Origin of the sequence: Herbidospora yilanensis (genome assembly GCF_001570565.1) — a bacterium.
GTDB classification, from domain to species: Bacteria; Actinomycetota; Actinomycetes; order Streptosporangiales; family Streptosporangiaceae; genus Herbidospora; species Herbidospora yilanensis.
In genome coordinates, this window is record NZ_BBXE01000035.1 from 1 (window position 1) to 19691 (window position 19691).

The window sequence follows — 19691 nt, forward strand, 5'->3', positions numbered from 1 at the left end:
GACGGCGGTCCGCCCGACCCCGCCGACGACCGGCGGCCCGCCGCCCGGCGGCGACACCAACCTCGCGCTGAACAAGCAGGCCACCGCGAGCAGCACCAACAACGGCTTCGTGCCCGCCAACGCGGTCGACGGGAACGCCTCCACCTACTGGGAGAGCTCCGGCGCCCTGCCGCAGTGGCTCCAGGTCGACCTGGGGGCGGCGGCCACCCTGGGCCGGGCCGTGCTCAAGCTGCCGCCGAACGCGGCGTGGGGGTCGCGGGTCCAGACGCTCACCCTCGCGGTCAGCTCCAACGGCAGCACGTGGACGACGGTCACCGGGCCGATCGGCGTCACCTTCAACGCGGCGACCGGCAACCAGGCGACGATCACGATCCCGGCCCTCAGCGCCCGCCACGTGCGGGTCACGATCAGCGGGAACACCGGCTGGCCCGCCGCGCAGCTCTCCGAGCTGGAGGTCTACGCGACCGACACGGTGGAGAACACGCCCCCCACTCCCCCGGGCAACCTGACCGTCACCGGCAAGACCGCGACCAGCGTGTCGTTGTCGTGGACGGCGTCGGTCGACAACGTCGGGGTCGCCGGCTACCAGGTGCTGCGGAACGGCGAGCCGGTCGCCTCGCCGGCCGGGCTGACCCACACGGTCACGGGCCTGGCCCCGAACACCTCCTACACGTTCACGGTGAAGGCCCGCGACGGGCAGAACGCCTTCTCGCAGCCCTCGAACGCGGTCACGGTGACGACCGATCCGGCCGCGAACGTGAACCTGGCGGCCGGGAAGCCGACCTCCGAGAGCGGTCACGTGCAGAACTACGGGTCGGGCAACGTCGTCGACGGCGACGCGGGCTCCTACTGGGAGTCGCCGAACAACTCCTTCCCGCAGTGGGTCCAGGTCGACCTCGGGGCGGCGACGCCGGTGTCCCGCCTGGTGCTGAAGCTGCCGCCCGCCTCGGCGTGGCAGACCAGGACCCAGACGATCGAGGTCCAGGGCAGCACCGACGGGTCGGCGTTCTCGACCCTCTCGGCGGCGTCGGGCCGGACCTTCGACCCCGCCACGGGCAACACCGTGACGGTCACCTTCGCCGCGTCGGCGCAGCGCTACGTGCGGCTGCGGTTCACCTCGAACACCGGCTGGCCGGCGGGCCAGCTCTCGGAGCTGGAGGTCTACTCCTCGTGACGTGGCGGGGCCGTGCCGACGCCAGCCGGCACGGCCCGTCGCGTGAGGCGGATCAGCAGCGGGGCCAGGAAGGCCATCTCGATCAGGCGCAGGCTCTGCACGCTGGAGATCAGCGGCAGATCGGCGTGACCGGCGGTGGCGGCGGCCAGCACCGCGTTGATGCCGCCGGGAGTGGTGGCCAGGTAGGTGTCGCCGAACGGGATCCGGGTGAGGAGGGAGACCACCCAGGCCAGCGCGCCGCAGGCGGCGATCACGCCCACGGTGCAGCCCATCGCGACCGGCACGATCCGGCGCAGCCGCCGCACGGCGTGCCGGGAGAAGCGCAGCCCGACGTCCAGGCCGATCATGGTGAACAGCAGCGAGCGCAACATGCCGTCGGGCGCGAAGCCGTGCGCGAGGCCGGTCGCGCCCGCCGCGGCCGACACGAGCATGGCGCCCATCAGGGCCGGGCTGGGCAGCCGCAGGAGCGAGCCGACCACCACCCCGGCGACCGCGAGCGCCGCGAGCAGGGCCAGGCCGGTGAGCTGGTGTGTTCCGGTGACCAGGTGCCAGGCTCCGCCCTCCTCCGCGGCGGATCCCGCCGGAGCCGAGAAGAGCAGGTTCAGCAGCAGCGGCGTGCTGCCCACGACGACGCCCAGCCGGAGGTACTGCATGAAGGCCACCTGGCGGCCGTCGGCGTCGAGGTCGCGAGCCGAGGCCACCGCGGCGGCCGAGCCGCCCGCGATCATGCCCAGGGTGGCCGTGGCCCGGTCGACGCCGCCGAACCGCACCATGATCCACGCCGCGCCCTGGCAGATGAGCAGGGTGAGCAGCGTCACCACGACCAGCGGGGCGATCGACCCGCCGAGGTGCCCGAGCGCCGCCACGTTCAGGTACGACCCCATGAGCACGCCGAGCAGCGCCTGCGACCCCTTGTTGAGAACGCCCGGCGGCGGGCGGCGGACGACCCCGGTCAGGGCCGCGGCCAGGCCGAGCAGAAGCGGGATCAGCATGTGCGGAGAGGGCAGCGCCGGTTCGCCCAGTTCTCCGGCCGCGACCATCACCGGCAGGATCAGCGCCCACCCGGCGAGCTCGCGGAACTTGGGCAGGTCTCGCATATGCCCAGGTTAATGGCGCTTTTTGGTCAAGCGAACAGGGCGCGGCCCCAGTAGTCGCCCGCGTCCACGACCCCGGGCGGGCAGGCGAACAGGCCGCTGGAGACGTGCCGGATGTACTCGTTCAGCGGATCGGACTTGGCCAGGCTCGCCTGGATCGGCACGAACTGGGTGCGCGGGTCGCGCTGGTAGGCGATGAAGAACAACCCGGCGTCGAGGCGGCCCAGGCCGTCGGAGCCGTCGACGTAGTTGTAGCCGCGCCGCAGCAGGTGGGCGTTGCCGTGCGCGGAGGGGTGGGCCAGCCGGACGTGGGCGTCGGGGCGCATCGCGGTCAGGTCGACGGGGTCGAACTCGTGCTGCTTGCCGACGGGGGCGCCCTCGTGCTTGTCGCGGCCGAAGATCTCCTCCTGTTCGCGCAGCGAGGTGCGATCCCAGGTCTCGACGGTCATCCGGATCTTCCGGGTGACCAGGTAGCTGCCGCCGGCCATCCAGGCGGCACCGTCGCCGGGGGCGGCCCAGAGCTGCTCGCGCAGCAGGTCGGCGTCTTCGAGCTTGAGGTTGTTGGTGCCGTCTTTGAAGCCCATCAGGTTGCGGGGCGTGGCCTGGGCCCGGGAGGTCGAGGAGGTGCGGCCGAAGCCGAGTTGCGAATAGCGCACCGAGACCCGGCCGAAGCCGATGCGGGCCAGGTTGCGGATGGCGTGCACGGCCACCTGCGGGTCGTGGGCGCAGGCCTGGACGCAGACGTCGCCGCCCGAGATCTCCGGCACCAGCCTCTCGCCGGGGAACTTCGGCAGGTCGGCCAGCGCGGCCGGGCGCTTGGCGGCCAGGCCGAAGCGGTCGTCGAACAACGACGGGCCGAAGCCGACCGTCAGGGTCAGGCCCGAGGGCGGCAGGCCGAGCGCCTCGCCCGTGTCGTCGGGCGCGGCCTCGCGGGAGCCGCCGGTCGCGCCGAAGGCGCCCGCCTCCTTGCCCTGGGTGAGGCGGGCGGCGGCGGCCGTCCACTCCTGGAGCAGTTCGGCCAGCTCGGCCCGGTCGGTGGTGGTGACGTCGAAGGCGACGAAGTGGAGCCGGTCCTGGGCGGGGGTGACGATGCCCGACTGGTGTTCGCCGTAGAAGGGGAAGACCTCCTCGACGTGGGCCTGGGCCGCGGGCTCGGCGGGGAGCGCGCGGGCGGCGAGGGCTCCCGCACCCGCCGCCACGGCCCCGGCCGCGCCCAGTCCGAAGACCTGCCTACGACTGATCATCTAGTGGGCCACCAGGGGCGCGATCCTGCTGATCGGCTCGGCCAGCGCGTTGATCACGTCGGAGAGCCGCTTCAGCTCGTCCTTGGACAACTCGTCGTGCAGCCGCCAGCCGTCGCCCTTCTGGTGGGTGCCCAGTTCGGCCTCGGCGGCGGCGAACTTCTCGTCGAGCGTCGCGACCAGGGCGGCGTCGCGCTCCTCCAGCACCGGGCGCAGCGACTGGACGGCGGCCTTCGACCCGGCCAGGTTGGCGGCGAAGTCCCACAGGTCGGTGTGGGACCAGATGTCCTCCTCGCCGGTGATCTTGCCGGTGGCGACCTCGTCGAGGAGCTCCTTGGCGCCGTTGGCCAGGTTGAGCGGGGTGAGCCCGGCCGCGTTGGCCTTGCCCACGATGGTCTTCACGTCGGCGATCAGCTTGTCGGCGACGGGGCCGTCCCGGCTGATGTCCCCGGTGACCCAGAGGTCCTTCTCGATCTTGTGGAAGCCGGTCCACTCCTCGCCCTCGGCCAGGTCGGCCTCGCGGGCGTCGATGGCCGGGTCGAGGTCGCCGAAGATCTCGGCGACCGGCTCGATGCGCTCCCAGTAGGTGCGCGCGACCGGGTACAGCTCCTTGGCCTTCTCGATCTCGCCGGCCTTGACCGCGTCGACGAACTCCTGCGTCTTGACCAGCAGGGTGTCGCTCTGGGTCTTCACGTAGCGCTGGTAGCTGGCGGTCGCCTCGGCGAGCGCGGCGTCGGCGGTGAGCGGCTTGTGCTCGCCGGTGACGGTCAGCGCGTTGCGGATGCCCTTGCCGACCATGCCCGGCTTGCAGGCCGTCTCGTAGGCGCCGGCGGGCAGTTCGGCGATCAGCTCGCGGGTCAGGCCGGGCACGATGTTCTCCACCTCGGCCATGACGCGGTCGCCGGGAGCGTAGACGTAGAACTCGGTGACCTTGCTGCCGCTGTTGGTGATGGCGAAGGTGGTGGTGCCCGCGGCGAGTTCCGTGACGCCGACCTCGCACGCGGTGTCGCTGGCGGCGACCGTGACCTTGCCCGGCGCCTTGGCGGGGGCGGCGTCTCCCGGTTCCCCGGCCGAGCAGGCCGTCAGGGCCGCCAGGGCGAGCGCGCCGACGGCGAGACGGGTGATGGCGGACATGGTGCTCCTGTTCAGGCCACGCGGGCGGGGGCGAGCTGCGGCCGGGACGGCCGGAGGAAGAAGTAGAGGGTCGGCGCCAGGTAGAGCAGCCACGCGAGGGTCTCCAGGACGCTGGGCTGCGGCGTGAGGTTGAGCATCCCGGCGAGCAGCGCGCCGTACCAGGAGTCGGGCGGCAGGGCGCCCGAGACGTCGAAGGCGTAGGAGGTCAGGCCGGGCAGGATGTTCGCCTCCTGCAGGTCGTGCACGCCGTACTTGAAGATCCCCGCAGCGACCAGGATCAGCAGCAGGCCGGTCCAGGTGAAGAACGTCGTGAGGTTGATCCGCACGGCCGACCTGTAGAGGGCGTAGCCGAGGACGACCGAGGTCAGCAGGCCCAGCGTGATGCCGATCAGCGGCTGCGCCGAGGTGGTCGCGCCCTGGACGGAGGCGAAGAACAGCAGCGCCGTCTCCAGCCCTTCGCGCGCCACGGCCAGGAACGCCATGACGACGACCGCCAGCGAGCCCAGCTCCAGCGCCTCGGACAACTTGCCGCGCAGCTCACCCGAGAGCATGCGGGCGGCCCGCCGCATCCAGAAGATCATCCAGGTGACGAAGACGACCGCCAGCAGCGAGGTGACCGCGTCGAAGAGCTCCTGGCCGGTGTGGCCGAGGTTGGCGGCGGTGAAGGTGAGCACCGCGCCGAAACCGACCGACAGGGCCACCGCCGCGAACACGCCGGCCCAGACGTGCGGCAGCCGGTCGGTGCGGTCGCTCTTGACCAGGAAGGCGACCAGGACCGAGACGACGAGGGTCGCCTCCAGCCCTTCGCGCAGGCCGATCAGATAACTCGCGAACAAATGTCACTCCAACCGCGGCGAACTCCAGCTACACGCGGTAGAAGTTAACATAGGCTCACCTAACTCAGCCAACCGGCCGCGTGCTCCAGCAGTTCCCGCAGGTCTTCGACGGCCTCGCCGGTCCACACGACCGTCCCGGCGGCCACCAGGATCGGCAGGAGGGCGGGCAGCGCGGACCTCCGCCGCGCCGGAGCCAGCAGCGCGGCGACCCGCCGGGGCACCGCGCCCGCCGCCGCGTGCAGCGTGCCCGGGGTGCGCCCCAGCCCGGGACGGCCCGCCGCCACCAGCGCGGCCTGGCCCACGGCCCGCGCCACCAGCCGCCGGTCGCCCACCTCGGCCGCCGCCCGCTCGTCGGCCGCCCGTTCCACCAGGAAGCCGACCTGGGCGCTCACCCGGCGCAGCGCCGGATGCGCGGCCCCGGCCAGCTCCGCGAGCCGCACCAGGCGGTGGTGCGCGCCGTCGAGGTGGGCGCGCTCGTGGGCGAGCAGCGCGGCGTACTGCCGGTCGGTCAGCGCGTCGCGCATGCCGCGGGTGACCACGACCCAGCCGGGCCGTCCGGGCACCGCGAAGGCCGTCACGGCGGCGTCGTCGACGAGCAGGACGTCGCCGTCGGGGCGTGGGAACGACCGTCCGGCGCGCAGGTCGCGGCGGTGCCGCCGGTGCGTCCACCCGACCGCGGCGACCACGGCCGCCAGCAGCGGCACCGACCCCCACGACGCCCACGGCACGTCGGCGAGGTCGGCCCGGACGATCCGGTCGGACCACCCCATCAGATGGGCCACCACGGGGAGTTCGGCGAGCGCGTGGAGGGCGAACACCAGCAGGTTCGCGGTCCCGGCCACCGCGACGGCCACGGCCGTCCAGGCCAGCACCCGCGCGGCCAGCGCGGGCGCGAGCCGCCCCGCGACGAGGGCGGCGACGAGCACGGCGAGCGGCGGCACGACCACCACCGAGACCACGAAGTGATCGAACATGCGGGCACCTCCGGGACATCAGCCTGCCACGAGATCCGGAACGTCCCGATATAGGGTGTGGCCCGATGAACACGGACCCTCATGACCACGGACCCCGGTGACCGCGACGGGCGCCGCCCGCCCGGCGGGCTGGAGGCCGCGATCCTGACGGCCCTGCGCGAGGCGGGCCGCTCGCTCACCCCCGGTCAGGTGAGAGACCTGGTCGCCCCGGAGGGCGGGTTGTCCTACAGCGCGGTGGTGACCACGCTGATCCGCCTGCACGGGAAGCAGGCGGTGACCCGGCGGCGTGAGGGCCGCTCCCACCGCTACAGCGCGCTGGTCGACCCGGCCGACCTGGTCGCCCGGCGGATGACCGCCCTGCTCCAGGCCGAGCCCGACCGTTCGGGCGTGCTCCGGAGGTTCGTCGGCGACCTGGCCGCCGAGGACGAACGCCTCCTGCGCCGCCTCCTCGACGACTCCGCCGGCGAGGATTGACCGCCTCCGTTCACGCCCCCTTCACCGTTCGATGACACGGGCGGGTTTTGATCAACCTGCCCTCCGGCGCGTGGCCGGAGGCAGGACACCGGTGGAGGGGCCGTGCCCGCATCCCGTTTACGAAGAAGGAGCAGGGTTCTGACCGCCCTGCTCGTCATCCTGTCGACGCTGCTCCAGATCGGCTTCCAGCCCGTGGCGCGGGCCGCGACGTCGGTCACGCTCGACTTCCCGATGCCCGAGGGGTTCGACCGCGCCGACCTGACCGCGTGGGCGAGCGAGTTCAACGATCGCAACGACCTGCTGAGCGAGACGATCCAGGAGGAGATCGCCGCGCATCCGGCCGACTTCCCCGGCGCGGAGGACCTGGAACCCCGCGAGTTCGACGGCGCGTTCACCGTGACCGCCACGGGCCTGTCGGTCACGATCGAGGCCGACGTGCACATCGGCGACCTGACCTGGTGGGAGGAGGTGCTGATGTGGGTCAGCGTCACCGCCGGCGGGGTCGTGTTCCGGATCGCGTGCGTCCTGACCCTCGTCCCGGTGATGGCGAACCCGAACTTCGCCAAGGGGATCTGCGCGGGCCTCGCGGTGCTCATCAGCAAGGGACTCGTCCTGCTGATCACCGCCCTCAAGCACGGGCCCTCGGACGACTGGCACTTCTGGGAGCGGGCCCTGGCGGCGCTCTTGCTGGAGGCCGTCACCGCGGCCATCTGGGACGCCTGGCTCGGCCCCTGGACCGCGAAGAACTCGTGGACCTCGGTCTACAAGACGATCGGCGACGGGTTCGAGTCGGTCGCGAACACGGTCGCACGGTGGTGGGGCTCGTCCGCCGGATTCTTCCGCACCCTGGCCCACGTCGTACGCGGACGCGGACCCGGAACCACGGCGAGCACCGTGGAGCGGGCCATGGAACTGGGCTGGATGCCCCGCACGACCGCGCTGCGGGTGATGCCGCTCGGTGACTCCATCACCCACGGCGTCGGCGGGAACCCCGGCGGCGTCGGCTACCGGGCCCGCCTGTGGGACCTGCTGCAGGACGACACGAGCACCCTCGACTTCGTCGGCTCCGTGGACTCCGGGCAGGGCCACCTCCCCGACACCGACCACGAGGGGCATCCCCGCTGGTGGGTCAGCCAGATCGACGCCCTGGCCGCCGAGTGTGCCATCGCCCGCTATCGGCCCAACGTGGTCGTCCTGCACATCGGGACCAACGACCTGGCGAACGGCCAGGATCATCTGACGACGCTCGCCCGCTTCGGCGATCTGATCAACAACATCCACGACGTCGCGCCGCTCACCACGATCATCGTCTCCAGCCTCGTGCCGTCGACGACCGCGGCGACCAACTCGCGGATCGCGCTGTTCAACGCCTACCTCGCGACCGCCGTCACCACCTGGCTCGCCGAGGGCAAGCGCGTCCGGCTGGTCAGCAACGGCGAGCTCGAGGTGACCACGGCCGACCTGGCCGACACGCTGCATCCCAACAACAACGGCTACCGCAAGATGGCCGACGCCTACCACAACGAGATCAGGGCCGCGCTGGCCGCGAACCAGATCATGCCCGCGCTCTCCGGCGACAACCGGCCGTGCACCCCGGCACCCGGCAACCCGACGCCGCCGCCTCCCCCGGGCCCCGGACCGGCCGGGTGGGACTACGTCGGCAAGATCGCCTCGGTCCCGGGCGCCACCCGGGCGCAGGTGCGCTTCGCGGACCTGAACGGCGACGGCCGCGACGACTACCTCCTGGTCGGCGACCAGGGCCAGGTCAAGGCCTGGCTGAACAATCGCGCGGGTCAGGGCGGCGGCTGGAACTACGCCGGTGAGGTCGCCTCCGGCGCGGCCTCGCGCGACCGGGTCAGATTCGCCGACATCAACGGCGACGGCCGCGACGACTACCTGTCGGTCGGCGACGGCGGCGAGGTGTCGGCCTGGCTCAACGTCGGCACCGGCAACGCCGTGAGCTGGGCGTCCAAGGGCGTGGTCGCCACCGGCGTCGGCGCGACCCGCGACCAGGTGCGGTTCGCCGACGTCGACGTCGACGGCCGCGACGACTACCTCGTCGTCGACGGCCAGGGCAAGGTGCGCGCCTGGCTGAACGGCTACACCGCCGCCGGCGGGGCGTGGACGTTCCGCGGCGAGATCGCGTCGGGCGTCGGCGCCAGCGGAAACCAGGTGCGGTTCCACGACCTCGACGGTGACGGCGACGACGACTATTCGGTGTTCGACGACTCGGGTTACGTCCGGGCCTGGCTGAACAACGTCGGCGGCAACCGGCCGTGGATCTACCAGGGCACCGTCGTCGGCGGCGCCGGGGTCGGCCCGGCCGGGCTGCTCATGGCCGACATCGACGGGAACGGCCGCGAGGACTTCCTGACCGTCAACGACGCCGGTGAGGTCGCCGCCTGGCTGAACGACCGCTGGGGCCGCCCCGACCCGTGGGACTACCAGGGCCAGATCGCCTCCACCGACGCGCCCCGCCAGGAGGTCCGCTTCGCCGACCTCAACGGCGACGGCCGCGACGACTACCTCCTCGTGGGCGACCAGGGCCGGGTCCAGGCCTGGCTGAACGTCCGGGAGGCCGATCGGGTCGGCTGGAACCACCGCGGCGAGGTCGCCTCCGGCTCCGGCCCGCGCGACCACATCAGGTTCGCCGACCTCAACGGAGACGGCCGCGACGACTACCTCGTCGTCGGCGACCAGGGTCAGGTCACGGCCTGGTTCAACAGCGGCACCGGGGACGCCGTCGCGTGGTCGAGCAAGGGCCGGCTCGCCTCGGGCTCGGCCCCGCGCGACCAGATCAGGTTCGCCGACGTCGACGGCGACAACCGGGACGACTATCTCGTGGTCGACGACCAGGGCCGCGTCAGGTTCTGGCGCAACACGGGCACCGGCGACGGCGTCTCGTGGAGCAGTCAGGGCGAGATCGCCTCCGGCGTCGGCGCGGCCGGTGCCACGGTGACCTTCGCCGACGTCAACGGCGACCGCAAGGACGACTACCTGGTCATCGGCGACTACGGTCAGCTCCGCGCCTGGATCAACAACCGGGGCGGCTCCGGCTCGGCCTGGATCGCGGCCGGCGAGATCGCCGCGGGTGTCGGCGCGGCCCGCGCCGACGTCACCCTGGCCGAGATCAACGGCGACCGCCGGGCCGACTACCTCGTCCACGACACCCTGGGCGGGGTGAAGGCCTGGTTCAACAACGGGGCGAGCGCGCCGTCCGGCTCGGCCACCCCCATGCCGGGCGACCCCCAGCCGGCCTCACCCGGCGACCTGCCGCTGTGCGTGGCCAACCGATGCCAGTGACCTGAGTCCCTCTCACAACCGGGCCGCCCTCTCCATCCGCTCGACGAACCCCTCCTCCGTGAGGGTGGCGTCGTCGAGCACGAAGTCGAGGAACACCTCGTCGATCCCGGCGTCGCGGAAGGCCGCGACGTCGGCCTCGATCTGCGCCCACGTGCCCTGGAAGGGCCGCCGCCGGGTTCCGGTGAAACGGACGTTGGCCCGCACGACCACCTCCGGCTCCGGCCGCCCCGCCTTCCGGGCGCTCTCGAACAGGGTCTCCCGCAGGGGCAGCAGCATCTCCAGCGGCAACCCGCCCGGGAGCCACCCGTCGGCCACCCGGCCGGCCCGTTCGATCGCGCGGGGGGGCGTACACCCCCAGATAGACGGGCGGGGAGGACGCCGGCGTCGGCTCGAAGGCCGTCTCGGGCACGGTGAAGAACTCCCCCGTGTACGCCGTCCTCCCGGCCGCCCACAACCCCCGGAGCACCGCGACGAACTCCTCACTGCGCCGCCCCTGGCCCTCGGGTGTGTTCCCGGCCGCCTCGATCTCGTCGAGCGACCAGCCCTGCCCCAGGCCGGCCCGCAACCGGCCGCCGCTCAGCACGTCGAGCGTGGCCAGTTGCTTGGCCAGTACGACCGGATTGTGCAGCAGCATGCACAGGACGCTCGTGCCGAGCGTGATCCGCGAGGTCACGGCGGCGGCGAAGGCCAGCGTCGTGACCGGGTCGTAGGAGATCTTCATGGCCTCCGGGAGGCCGCCGTCGCGGGTGCCGGGATAGCGGCTGCGCGGCCTGACCGGGTCGAGCAGGCGTTCGCCCGCCCACAACGAGTGGTAACCGAGCGCCTCGGCCCGCCGGGCGACCGACGAGACGAAGCCGGGTGAGGCCAGCGGGCCGATGGACGGCAGGCCGAGTCCTAGTCGCATATCGAGAAACCTTCCACGATCACTCGCCGTTGACGCTGGACGCGGCGTACGCCGACCCCCTACGGTGCCGTGTGCCTGATGCGTCGACAGAGGGGGACACCGTGCGGCGGTGGGCTGCGGGGATGGTCACGGCCATGCTGGTCGCGATCGTGTGGGGGGCGCCGGCGGCGGCCCGCGCCGACGGCCCCGGGCAGGTGGCGCTCATCGGGGTGCCCGGCCTGATGTGGAGCGACGTCACCGAAAGTGACACCCCCAACCTGTGGCGGCTGGCCGGCGAGAGCGCCGTCGGGTCATTGTCGGTGAAGGCGGTCGGCACGATCACCTGCCCCTACGACGGATGGCTGACGGTGTCGGCCGGGGTCCGGTCGGCCGTCGGCTCGCGGTGCGGGCTGCCGCCCGCGCCGGTCGAGGGCACCAACCGGCTGCACGAGTTCGGCTGGTTCGCCTCCGTCGCCGGAGTGCCCACCGCCGGATCGGTCGGCGCGCTGCCCGGCACGACGGCGATCGGTCCCGGCGCGGTGCTGGCGCTGTCCGACCGGGAGGGTTCGGTCGACCGCTACCACGCCACGGCCGAGGAGGTCGCCGACTGGTCGGCGCCGCTGATCGCGGTCGACGTCGACACGCTGATCCGGCCCTACATCGCCGCCGACGGCAAGGTCTCCCGTGAGCCCGAGGCGCTCGCCCCGGCCGACCGCGCGGCGGCGGTCCGGCAGGCCGACGCCCAGGTGGGCGCGGTGCTGGCCAAGCTGCCCGCCACGGCGACCGTGCTGGTCGCGGGGCTGGCCGACCACGGGCCGGTCCCCCACCTGCGGGTGGCGATGATGCGGGCGCCCGGCACGACCGGCACCAGCCTGCTCGGCTCGGGCTCCACCCACCGCGACGACATGATCATCCTGCCCGACCTGACCGCGACCCTGTTCAGCGCCACCGGCCAGACCGCCGCCATCCCGCCGACGGTCATCGGGCAGCCGTTGGGCGCGGGCGAGCCGATCCCGCTCGACGAGGCCGTCGACCGGCTCAGGAACGCCGACACGGCCGGGCAGACGATCCGGAACATGGGCGGGATCTTCTTCACCACGCTGGCCGTGCTCCAGGTGCTCTTCTACGGCGCGGCGTTCCTGCTGCTGCGCCGCCGGTCGGCGCTGGGCGTGGTCAGGGTGGCCGCCGTGGCGCTGGCCTCGATCCCGGTGTCGACCTACCTGATCAACCTGACGCCCTGGGAGACCGGCCCCGCGCCGACGCTCACCCTGGTCGGCGGGCTGGCCGCCTTCGACGTCGTGCTCACCGTGCTCGCCCTGCGCGCGGCCCGGCTCACCCGGCCGGAGAACATCCTGGCGCCGCTCATCGTCGTCGCGGGCGCCACCGCCGCCGTGCTGCTCGGCGACCTCCTCTCCGGCACGCACCTGCAGCTCAACAGCGTCATGGGCTACACGGGCGTGGTCGGGGCCCGCTACTACGGCCTGGGCAACATCCCGTTCGCGCTGCTGGCCACGGCGGTGCTGCTGGTCGCCACGGCCGTCGCCGACACGCTGGTCCGGCACGGCCGCCGGCCGCTCGCGGTCGGCCTCATCGCCGCGCTGGGCGTGTTCGCGATGATCCTCGGCGGCTGGCCCGGGGTCGGCAGCGACTTCGGCGGCGTGATCGCGTTCGTGCCCGGCATCGCGGTCGCCGCGCTCATCGTGGCCGGGCGGCGGGTGTCGATCTGGAAGCTCGGCCTGTTCTGCGTGGCCGGCGGCGTGACCGTGCTGACCATCGCCTACCTCGACTACCGGCGCCCGCCCGGGTCGCAGACCCACCTCGGGCGGTTCGTCGGGCAGATCTTCGACGGCACGTTCTGGCCGGTCATCGCGCGCAAGCTCGACGCCATGCTGGGCACCCTGCTCAGCCCCAACCTGATGCCCGTCGTCATCGCCGCCGTGGCGTTCCTGGTGTTCGCGGTGCTGCGGCCCGGCGCGGCGACGGCCGGGGTGCTGCCGGTGGCGTTCGAGCGGGCGCCCACACTGAAGGCCGGTCTGCTCGGCGCGCTGGTCAGCGGCGGCGTCGGCATGCTGGTGAACGACTCGGGCGCGGCCGTGTTGTCGATGGCGCTGGCCCTGGCGGTGCCGCTGGTGCTGAGCGCCGGGATCAGGGCCATCCAGCTCGACGGGGCCTCACCCGGCGACGGCGGCCGTGCGGAGGGCCCGATAGAGCAGTCGCGCGTCGCCTAGCCGGTGGCGCAGCAGCTTCTCCAGCCCGCCGATCGGGACGAGGTTCTGCGGCGCCCTCGGGTCTTTGTAGTCGACCCCGGCCATCGGCGGCAGCGCGAGCGTGACCCGGTCGGCGAGCTCGGCGGCGTCTTCGGCCGACAGGTCGGCGCCCGCCTCGCAACGGGCGATCCCGGCCCACGGGGCCGTCGAGATCGTGGGCAGCCGCAGATACCAGGCGTAGCGGCTCCAGTTCGTGCCCATGAAGAAGACCGGGGTGCGCTGGCCCGGCTTCAGGTCGGACACCACGGCCGACTGGGCCGGCGGCAGATAGGACGTGTGGTGGGTCTTCACGTAGCCGACCGCGTTGGGCAGATGGGTGCGCCCGCGCAGCGGCCCGTCGACCACCAGCAGCTCGTCGTGCCCGGTCTGCGCGCGATATCTCAGGGCCAGGTCGACTTCGAGCTCGGTCAGTTTCTGCTGGAGCGCCAGTGACCCGTCGTCGTCGCCGGTCACCTCATGGGAGGTGTACGTCACCGGCCCCGCCACCAGGTCGGCCACACCCTTGGCCGGGCTGAACACCCCTCTCCTGACCTCGACCGCGACGGGCTCGGCCCCCTCGCCGCACCGGACGATCCCGGCGGCGTAGGAGGCCGCGATGCCGGGCGCGGGCATGCCGCCCCCGGGGTCGTCGACCCAGACCCGGGCGTCGATCCGGCGCACGCCGTCGGCGACCAGCAGCGTCTCGGGCGCTCTCGTCGCCGCGCCGGGGGTGATCGGCCGCCACTGCAGGACGGGGATCTCGACGTCGAGGGTGAGGGCGGCGCTGCTGCCCTCCATCTCGGCCTCGAAGGCCAGGCTCGCGCCATAGCCGGGGTCCCAGGGATCGACGCTGAACCCGGGGGCGTGGTACGTGGTGGTCACCGAACCACCTTTCTGACGTGGGAGCCGGAGGCGTCGCGGGAGACCTCGAACCGGACCGGAACCCGGTCGGCCAGGGCCGGAACGTGGGTGACGACGCCGATCACGCGTTCCTGGCCGGAGGCGAGCTTTTCGAGGGTGGCGGCCACCGTGTCGAGCGTGGCCGGGTCGAGGGTGCCGAACCCCTCGTCGAGGAAGATCGAGTCGAGGCTCCGGGCGGCCGCCGCCGCGAGCCCGGCGACCTGGTCGGACAGCGCCAGCGCGAGGGCGAGGGAGGCCTGGAACGTCTCCCCGCCCGACAACGTGCGGGCGCTGCGGCGCAGCCCCGCCTCGGCGTAGTCGACGACCTCGATGTCGCCCCGGGCGCCGAGCACGAGTTCGTACTGGCCGTCGGACAGATCCTTCAGCGTCTCCGAGGCGGCCGCGACGAGCAGTTCGAGGGCCTCGGCGCAGAGCCAGCGCTCGAACTGGTTGGCCCGCAGCAGCAGGGCCAGCTCATGGGCGACCCTGGCCTCCCCCTCGTGGGCGGCGACGCGCGCGGCCAGGTCGGCGGCGCGCTCCCGCGCCTCCCTGACCCGGGCGAGCCGCTCGTCGGCCTGCGCGGCGGCGCGGGCGACCTGCTCGGCGATCCGGTCGCCGGAGTTGACCGTGACACCGTGTTCGGCGACCCGCCCGGCCAGCGCCCGGCGGGCCTCCTGCGCGCTCCCCCGGGCCTGGTCGAACCGCGCCTCGGCCGCCTCGGCCTCCTGCCGCCGCACGGCCGCCGCGTCGTCACGCCAGGCCAGCAGGGCGGTCCAGGCGGCGTGGACGTCACCGGGGTCGAGCGGCGGCGGTCCGAACGCGGCGACGGTGTCACGGGCGGCGTTGAGATCCCGCCACGCCTGCTCGGCCTTGCGCCGGGCCTCGTCGACCGCGCGGGCGGCCTGGGCGGCGACGCGGCGTGCCTCCCGGGCGTCGCGCCGGATGGCAGCGACCTTCCCGGCGGCCTGGTCGATCGCCGCGAGCAGTTCCCCGATGGCCGCGGCCCTCCCGGGGTCGGGCGGGGCGGTCGTGGCCAGCTCACGGGCGCGGGCGGTGAGGAGCTCGGCCTTGGCCGCCAGACCGTCGTGCCGGGTGCGGGCCTGCTGCCCCTTCTCCCGGATCGCGGCGAGGCGACGTTCCGCGTCGGCCAGCTCGTCGGCCGCGGAGACGGCGTGACGGACACCGGCCCGCTGACCGGCGGACGCGGCCCGCGCCTCGGGGACGCCGCGGCCGGCGCGGGCCTGCTGACCGGCGGGCAGGTCGGAGCCGTGCGACTCGGGGCCGCCGAGACGCGCGCCGGCTCCGTGGGCGTTCTCCCCCGCGGGCAGGTCGTCCGCGGTGACCACCTGATGGCAGACCGGGCAGGGGTCGCCCGGAGTCAGGGTGCGGGCCAGGTCGGCGGCCGTGTGGGCGATTCTCGTCTTCGTGAGGTGGCGGTCGGCTTCCTCATAGTCGCGGAAGGCGGCGGCGAGTGCCTCGGCGGCTTCGGCCAGTTGGGCGGTGACCGCGTCGGCCTCGGTCCGGGCGGCGTCGGCCTCGGCGGTGCGGCGTGCGCGGTCGGTCAGGCCGGCGAGTTCCCGCGTCAGGGCGGCCTGGTCGCCCAGGGCTTCGAGTTCGCCTTCGGCCTGCTCTTCCAGCGTGTCGAGGCGGGCCTGCTCGCCCGCCGCCGCCTCGGCCCGCTCGGTGGCGCGGCGGGCCGATTCGGCCAGGCCGGGCACCTCTCCCGGGAGCGTCAGGGCGCCGAGCTGGGACAGCGCGCGGAGCACCGTGACCCGGTCGGCGTCGGCGGCCTTGGCGGCCTCGTCGAGGGTGCCCAGTTCCTCCAGGTCGGCGCCGACCCGCTCCGACAACGCGTGGAGGGCGGCGGCGCGCTCGCGGGCGGTCTCCTCGGCCTTCTCGTCGGCGTCGTGCAGGCGGGCCAGCTCTCCCCTGGCGAACTCGGCGGCCTGGCCCTGCCTGGTCTCCTCGGCGGCGGCGGCCTTGCGGACCCGCTCGTAGACGTCGGCGTCGAGGAGCTGCACGAGCAGGTCCTGGCGGTCGCTCGGGGTGGCGTGCAGGAACTCGGCGAAGCGGCCCTGGGGCAGTACCACGCACTGGGTGAAGAACTTGTATTCCAGCCCGGTGACCTGGGCGACCTCGACGGCGACCTGTTCGCCTTCGGCCACCGGCCGGGAGGTGGCGGTCAGCTCGATGAGGCCGGACTCGGCGGGGACCGACGGGTCGAGCAGGTCGAGCCGGGCCTCCTTGGTGCGGACGGTCCCCTTGGCGTCGCGCAGGAGGGTGCGGACGGCGGCGTAGCGGCGGCCCGAGACCTCGAAGACCAGGGCGACCTTGCCGGACGCGGCGGAGGGGGCCAGCGCGTAGGCGACCACGTTCTCCTTGCCCCATCGGGGCACGCTGCCGTAGAGGGCGAAGCAGATGGCGTCGATCACGGTGCTCTTGCCCGCGCCGGTCGCGCCGACCAGCGCGAAGTAGTCGACCTCGGCGAAGTCGACGTCGGTGGCGGCCCGGAAGCTGCCGAAGTTCTCCATGTGCAGCCGGATGGGGCGCATCAGCGGGTCACCTCGCCGGTGACCTCGCTGGTGACCTCGTCGTGGAGGCGGTCGAAGAGGGCGCCCAGGGCCTCGACGTCCTTGCCCGAGGCGGCCAGGTATTCGCGGACGAGGTCACGCGGGCCTCTCCCCGCGCCGGTCGCCTGGCGTCTGCGCACGCTCGCGGGCCGGAAGTCGGGATGCAGGTCGACCTGGAGCGCCCCCGGCAGCAGCTCCCTCACGGTGTCGGCCAGCCCCGCCCGGGGCTTCTCGGCCACGACCACCCGCAGCCAGGCGTCGCCCAGGTCGGCGGCCATCGCCTCCAGCCGGTCGAGACTCCCGGTGACGGTCGTCAGCACCTTCGGCTTCTCCAGGGCCACCTCGCGCACCTTCGCCGGCACGCCCGGCTCGACCTCGACGATCAGCACGCCGGGCTGGTTCTTCTCCTCTCCGAAGTCGACGGCGATGGGCGAGCCGCTGTACCAGATCGGGCACGGCCCCGGCATCTGCTGCCGCCGGTGGAGGTGCCCCAGCGCGGCGTATTGGGCGGTGGGGGGGAACGCGGTCGACTCGAAGTAGTAGGAGAAGATCGTCTGGGCCTGGCGTTCGCCGCCGCCCATCTTCCCGCCGGGGAGGGTGCCGTGGGTGGTCACCAGATTGACGGTGTCGCCGGTGAAACCGCCCGTCAGCGCCTCGGCGAGGCGGCCGAAGCGGTCGGCGTAACTGCGGTTGTGCTCGGCCGTCGTCTCGGAGATCAGCTCGGCGGCCCGCACCACGTGGCGGTGGGACAGGAACGGCAGCACCGCGCACTTGACCGGTTCGCCGGTCCGGGCGGTGAACTCGATCAGGCCGCCCTGGTCGGGCCGCCGGAACAACCCCGACACGTGGATGCCCAACGCCCCCAGCACCGGCCGGTAGACCTCCAGGAGCTGCGCGTTGTCGTGGTTGCCGGCCAGCACGACCACCTCGCGGCCCCCCTCGCGCAACTGCATCAGCGCGTTGACGACCAGGCCCTGCGACTCGGGCGTGGGCGCCGAGGTGTCGAACAGGTCGCCGGCGACCAGCACCAGGTCGACGTCTTCGCGGCGGGCCACGCCCACCAGCTCCCAGAGCACCGCGCGGTGCTCGTCGTGGCGCCCCCGGCCCTTGAGGACCTTGCCGACGTGCCAGTCGGCCGTGTGCAGGATCTTCATGGCACGCCTCTCAGAACGGGGGGATGTCGTCTTCGGGGGCGGGCAGCCCGGCGAACGGATCTCTGTCGAGACGCGTGGTGACCGGGGCCGCCCCGGCCTCGGAAGGCCGGGTCGCCCAGGCGGGGAACGGGAAGTTCACGGCCAGCGGCACGGGGATCTCGGGCTGGACGGCGAACATGGTGCCCGGTTTGGCGATGGTGGCCCGGTCGCGGGCGGTGCCGGTCAGCCAGCCGTATTCCGACCGGGTGGCCTCGGCGGGGTCGAGCCGCCCGGCGATGCGGACCGCGCAGTTGGCGACGATGCGCCGCTCCACCTCGGAGGCGGTCTGCTGGGCCCCGATGAGGATGACGCCGAGCGAGCGGCCGCGCTCGGCGACGTCGAGCAGGATCTCCTTGATCGGCGAGTCGCCGTCGCGGGGGGCGTACTTGTTGAGCTCGTCGAGGACCACGAAGAGCAGGGGCCGGGCCGAGCCCGACAACTCCTTGCGGGCGAACTCGCCGCGCAGCACCACGCCGACCACGAACCGCTGGGCGCGTTCGGGCAGGTTGTGCAGGTCGACGATGGTGACCTGGGCGTCGGAGACGCCGATGGAGTGGGGCCGCCCGGCCGGGAGGTCGCCGCGCACGATCGGGGTGAGCGACCTGATCGAGCTGCGCAGCCGCCGCAGGAACGCGTTGACCGTGCCGAGCGAGGCCGGGAAGCCGGTCCAGGCGGCCCGGCTCGACTCGTCGGCCAGCCGTTCGTCGATCAGGTCGACGAGCTGGGGGTAGGTGCGGCACTCGACGTCGTCGACCTTGACCGCGCCCGAGTCGCCCAGCGGCTCGGCCAGCACCTTCAGCCGCGCCGCGACCTGGCCGATCAGCAGGCTGTACTGCGCCTTCTCGTCGTCGGCGTCGGCGAACACGTAGCGGAGGAGCTCGGCGTCGCAGAACTCGGCCAGCGTCCAGTAGAAGGAGCTGACGCCCTTGGTGCGGGCCGTGACGTGGGGCACGCCGTGGACGTCGCCGGGCCTCGGCGGCGCGAACACGTGGACGCTGCGGAACGGCTGGGCGGGCAGCCCGAGCGTGGCGTAGGCGGCGCGGGCGGTGTCGTCGATCCGGGTGTTGGCGTGGTCGAGGAACAGCAGGTCCTCGCCCTTGACTGAGAAGATCAGCGCCTTGGTGTTGGCCGCCTCGGGCCCCAGCACGCCGGAGTTGAACACCGAATAGAGCAGGAACGTCGCGAACGAGGTCTTGGTCGCCACGCCCGACACCCCGGAGATCGACACGTGGGCGCCGCGGGTGCCGTCGAGGAAGTCGAAGTTGAGGAAGGCCGGTTCGCCGTCGCGGCCGAGGCCCATCGGCACCCGGCGCTCCATCACGTCGAAGTAGAGCGCCTGGTCGCGGTCGGCCCCCTTGGCCCGGAACGCCGGCGCCCCCGGCAGCGGCGGCACGAACACCTCGGGCTCGACCCGGGTGACCCGCACCTCCGCGACCTCGACGACGGCCGCCGGCAGCGCGCCCTCGGAGATCAGGAACACGTCGGAGTCGTAGGCCGCGCCCTCGTGCCGGGCCTCGACGTGGGTGACCACCCCGGCGACCAGCACCGGCCCGTGGCCCGGCACCTCGCGCCGCGTCACCACCACCTCGTCGAGCTGCACGACCTTTCCCGGCTCCAGGCCGATCCAGAACGACAGGGGCGAGGCGGACTGTGTGCCCAGCACACGGCC

At 73.3% G+C, this 19691-nt stretch carries 14 protein-coding genes and 1 pseudogene; 4 read left to right on the forward strand and 11 right to left on the reverse strand.

The annotated features are described in order from the left end of the window. A partial coding sequence (locus AW273_RS27430) for a discoidin domain-containing protein (protein WP_198168390.1) occupies positions 1–1174 on the forward strand: 1174 nt, incomplete at its 5' end. On the opposite strand, the gene AW273_RS27435 is transcribed toward AW273_RS27430, so the two are convergent. Genes AW273_RS27435 through AW273_RS27455 form a run of 5 tightly spaced genes read right to left on the reverse strand, consistent with a single transcriptional unit; the run spans position 1162 to position 6453 of the window. Next, a complete protein-coding gene (locus AW273_RS27435; RefSeq protein WP_157556220.1) occupies positions 1162–2271 on the reverse strand; it encodes an AbrB family transcriptional regulator in 1110 nt (369 codons plus the stop codon). The genes AW273_RS27430 and AW273_RS27435 overlap by 13 nt on opposite strands. 26 nt (positions 2272–2297) lie before the next feature. Next, entirely contained in the window at positions 2298–3512 is a 1215-nt protein-coding gene (gene efeB / locus AW273_RS27440) for an iron uptake transporter deferrochelatase/peroxidase subunit (RefSeq protein WP_062354072.1), read from the reverse strand. Next, positions 3513–4643 (reverse strand): iron uptake system protein EfeO, encoded by a 1131-nt coding sequence (gene efeO, locus AW273_RS27445; RefSeq protein ID WP_062354075.1) that lies wholly within the window; start codon positions 4641–4643, stop codon positions 3513–3515. An 11-nt stretch (positions 4644–4654) separates the two neighbouring features. Next, complete coding sequence (gene efeU / locus AW273_RS27450) at positions 4655–5479, reverse strand: iron uptake transporter permease EfeU (RefSeq protein WP_062354078.1); 825 nt, start codon at positions 5477–5479, stop codon at positions 4655–4657. 59 nt (positions 5480–5538) lie between these two features. Continuing rightward, entirely contained in the window at positions 5539–6453 is a 915-nt protein-coding gene (locus AW273_RS27455; protein WP_062354081.1) for a M48 family metalloprotease, read from the reverse strand. A gap of 81 nt (positions 6454–6534) precedes the next feature. Between AW273_RS27455 and AW273_RS27460 the strand changes: the two genes are divergently transcribed. Then, positions 6535–6927 (forward strand): BlaI/MecI/CopY family transcriptional regulator, encoded by a 393-nt coding sequence (locus tag AW273_RS27460; protein ID WP_062354085.1) that lies wholly within the window; start codon positions 6535–6537, stop codon positions 6925–6927. A gap of 102 nt (positions 6928–7029) precedes the next feature. Continuing rightward, the gene (locus tag AW273_RS27465; RefSeq protein ID WP_062354088.1) at positions 7030–10230 is read left to right on the forward strand and encodes an FG-GAP-like repeat-containing protein; all 3201 of its coding nucleotides are present in this window, start codon (positions 7030–7032) and stop codon (positions 10228–10230) included. A gap of 12 nt (positions 10231–10242) precedes the next feature. Here the strand turns inward: AW273_RS27465 and AW273_RS39535 are convergent, their stop codons facing one another. Together AW273_RS39535 and AW273_RS39410 are read right to left on the reverse strand one after the other, a co-directional pair. Then, positions 10243–10545, reverse strand: a complete 303-nt coding sequence (locus AW273_RS39535; protein WP_062354092.1) for an LLM class oxidoreductase — start codon at positions 10543–10545, stop codon at positions 10243–10245. An 88-nt stretch (positions 10546–10633) separates the two neighbouring features. Next, positions 10634–11134: pseudogene (locus AW273_RS39410) on the reverse strand (LLM class flavin-dependent oxidoreductase); the annotation flags it as partial. Between the two features lie 101 nt (positions 11135–11235). Between AW273_RS39410 and AW273_RS27480 the strand changes: the two are divergent. After that, positions 11236–13341: an alkaline phosphatase family protein gene (locus AW273_RS27480; RefSeq protein WP_062354098.1), complete on the forward strand. Its 2106-nt coding sequence runs from the start codon at positions 11236–11238 to the stop codon at positions 13339–13341. Here the strand turns inward: AW273_RS27480 and AW273_RS27485 are convergent. From AW273_RS27485 to AW273_RS27500, 4 genes are read right to left on the reverse strand one after another with little or no spacing between them, the layout of a single operon-like run. Next, positions 13285–14241 carry a hypothetical protein gene (locus AW273_RS27485; protein WP_062354100.1) on the reverse strand — a complete coding sequence of 319 codons (957 nt, stop codon included), beginning with the start codon at positions 14239–14241 and terminating at the stop codon, positions 13285–13287. The genes AW273_RS27480 and AW273_RS27485 overlap by 57 nt on opposite strands. Further along, positions 14238–16811, reverse strand: coding sequence for an AAA family ATPase (locus AW273_RS39220; protein WP_062354103.1), 2574 nt, complete (start codon positions 16809–16811; stop codon positions 14238–14240). Before AW273_RS39220 ends, AW273_RS27485 begins: the two co-directional genes overlap by 4 nt. Further along, positions 16811–17983: a metallophosphoesterase family protein gene (locus AW273_RS27495; protein WP_062354106.1), complete on the reverse strand. Its 1173-nt coding sequence runs from the start codon at positions 17981–17983 to the stop codon at positions 16811–16813. The genes AW273_RS39220 and AW273_RS27495 overlap by 1 nt, the downstream gene beginning before the upstream one ends. Before the next feature lie 10 nt (positions 17984–17993). Next, positions 17994–19685 (reverse strand): ATP-binding protein, encoded by a 1692-nt coding sequence (locus tag AW273_RS27500; RefSeq protein WP_232327621.1) that lies wholly within the window; start codon positions 19683–19685, stop codon positions 17994–17996. Positions 19686–19691 lie beyond the last annotated feature (6 nt).

Bases quoted from the DNA above. Each gene is read 5' to 3' on its own strand.
- efeB (WP_062354072.1), bottom strand. From the start codon at position 3,512: ATGATCAGTCGTAGGCAGGTCTTCGGACTGGGCGCGGCCGGGGCCGTG.
- efeO (WP_062354075.1), bottom strand. From the start codon at position 4,643: ATGTCCGCCATCACCCGTCTCGCCGTCGGCGCGCTCGCCCTGGCGGCC.
- AW273_RS27435 (WP_157556220.1), bottom strand. From the start codon at position 2,271: ATGCGAGACCTGCCCAAGTTCCGCGAGCTCGCCGGGTGGGCGCTGATC.
- AW273_RS27495 (WP_062354106.1), bottom strand. From the start codon at position 17,983: ATGAAGATCCTGCACACGGCCGACTGGCACGTCGGCAAGGTCCTCAAG.
- AW273_RS27455 (WP_062354081.1), bottom strand. From the start codon at position 6,453: ATGTTCGATCACTTCGTGGTCTCGGTGGTGGTCGTGCCGCCGCTCGCC.
- AW273_RS39220 (WP_062354103.1), bottom strand. From the start codon at position 16,811: ATGCGCCCCATCCGGCTGCACATGGAGAACTTCGGCAGCTTCCGGGCC.
- AW273_RS27460 (WP_062354085.1), top strand. From the start codon at position 6,535: ATGACCACGGACCCCGGTGACCGCGACGGGCGCCGCCCGCCCGGCGGG.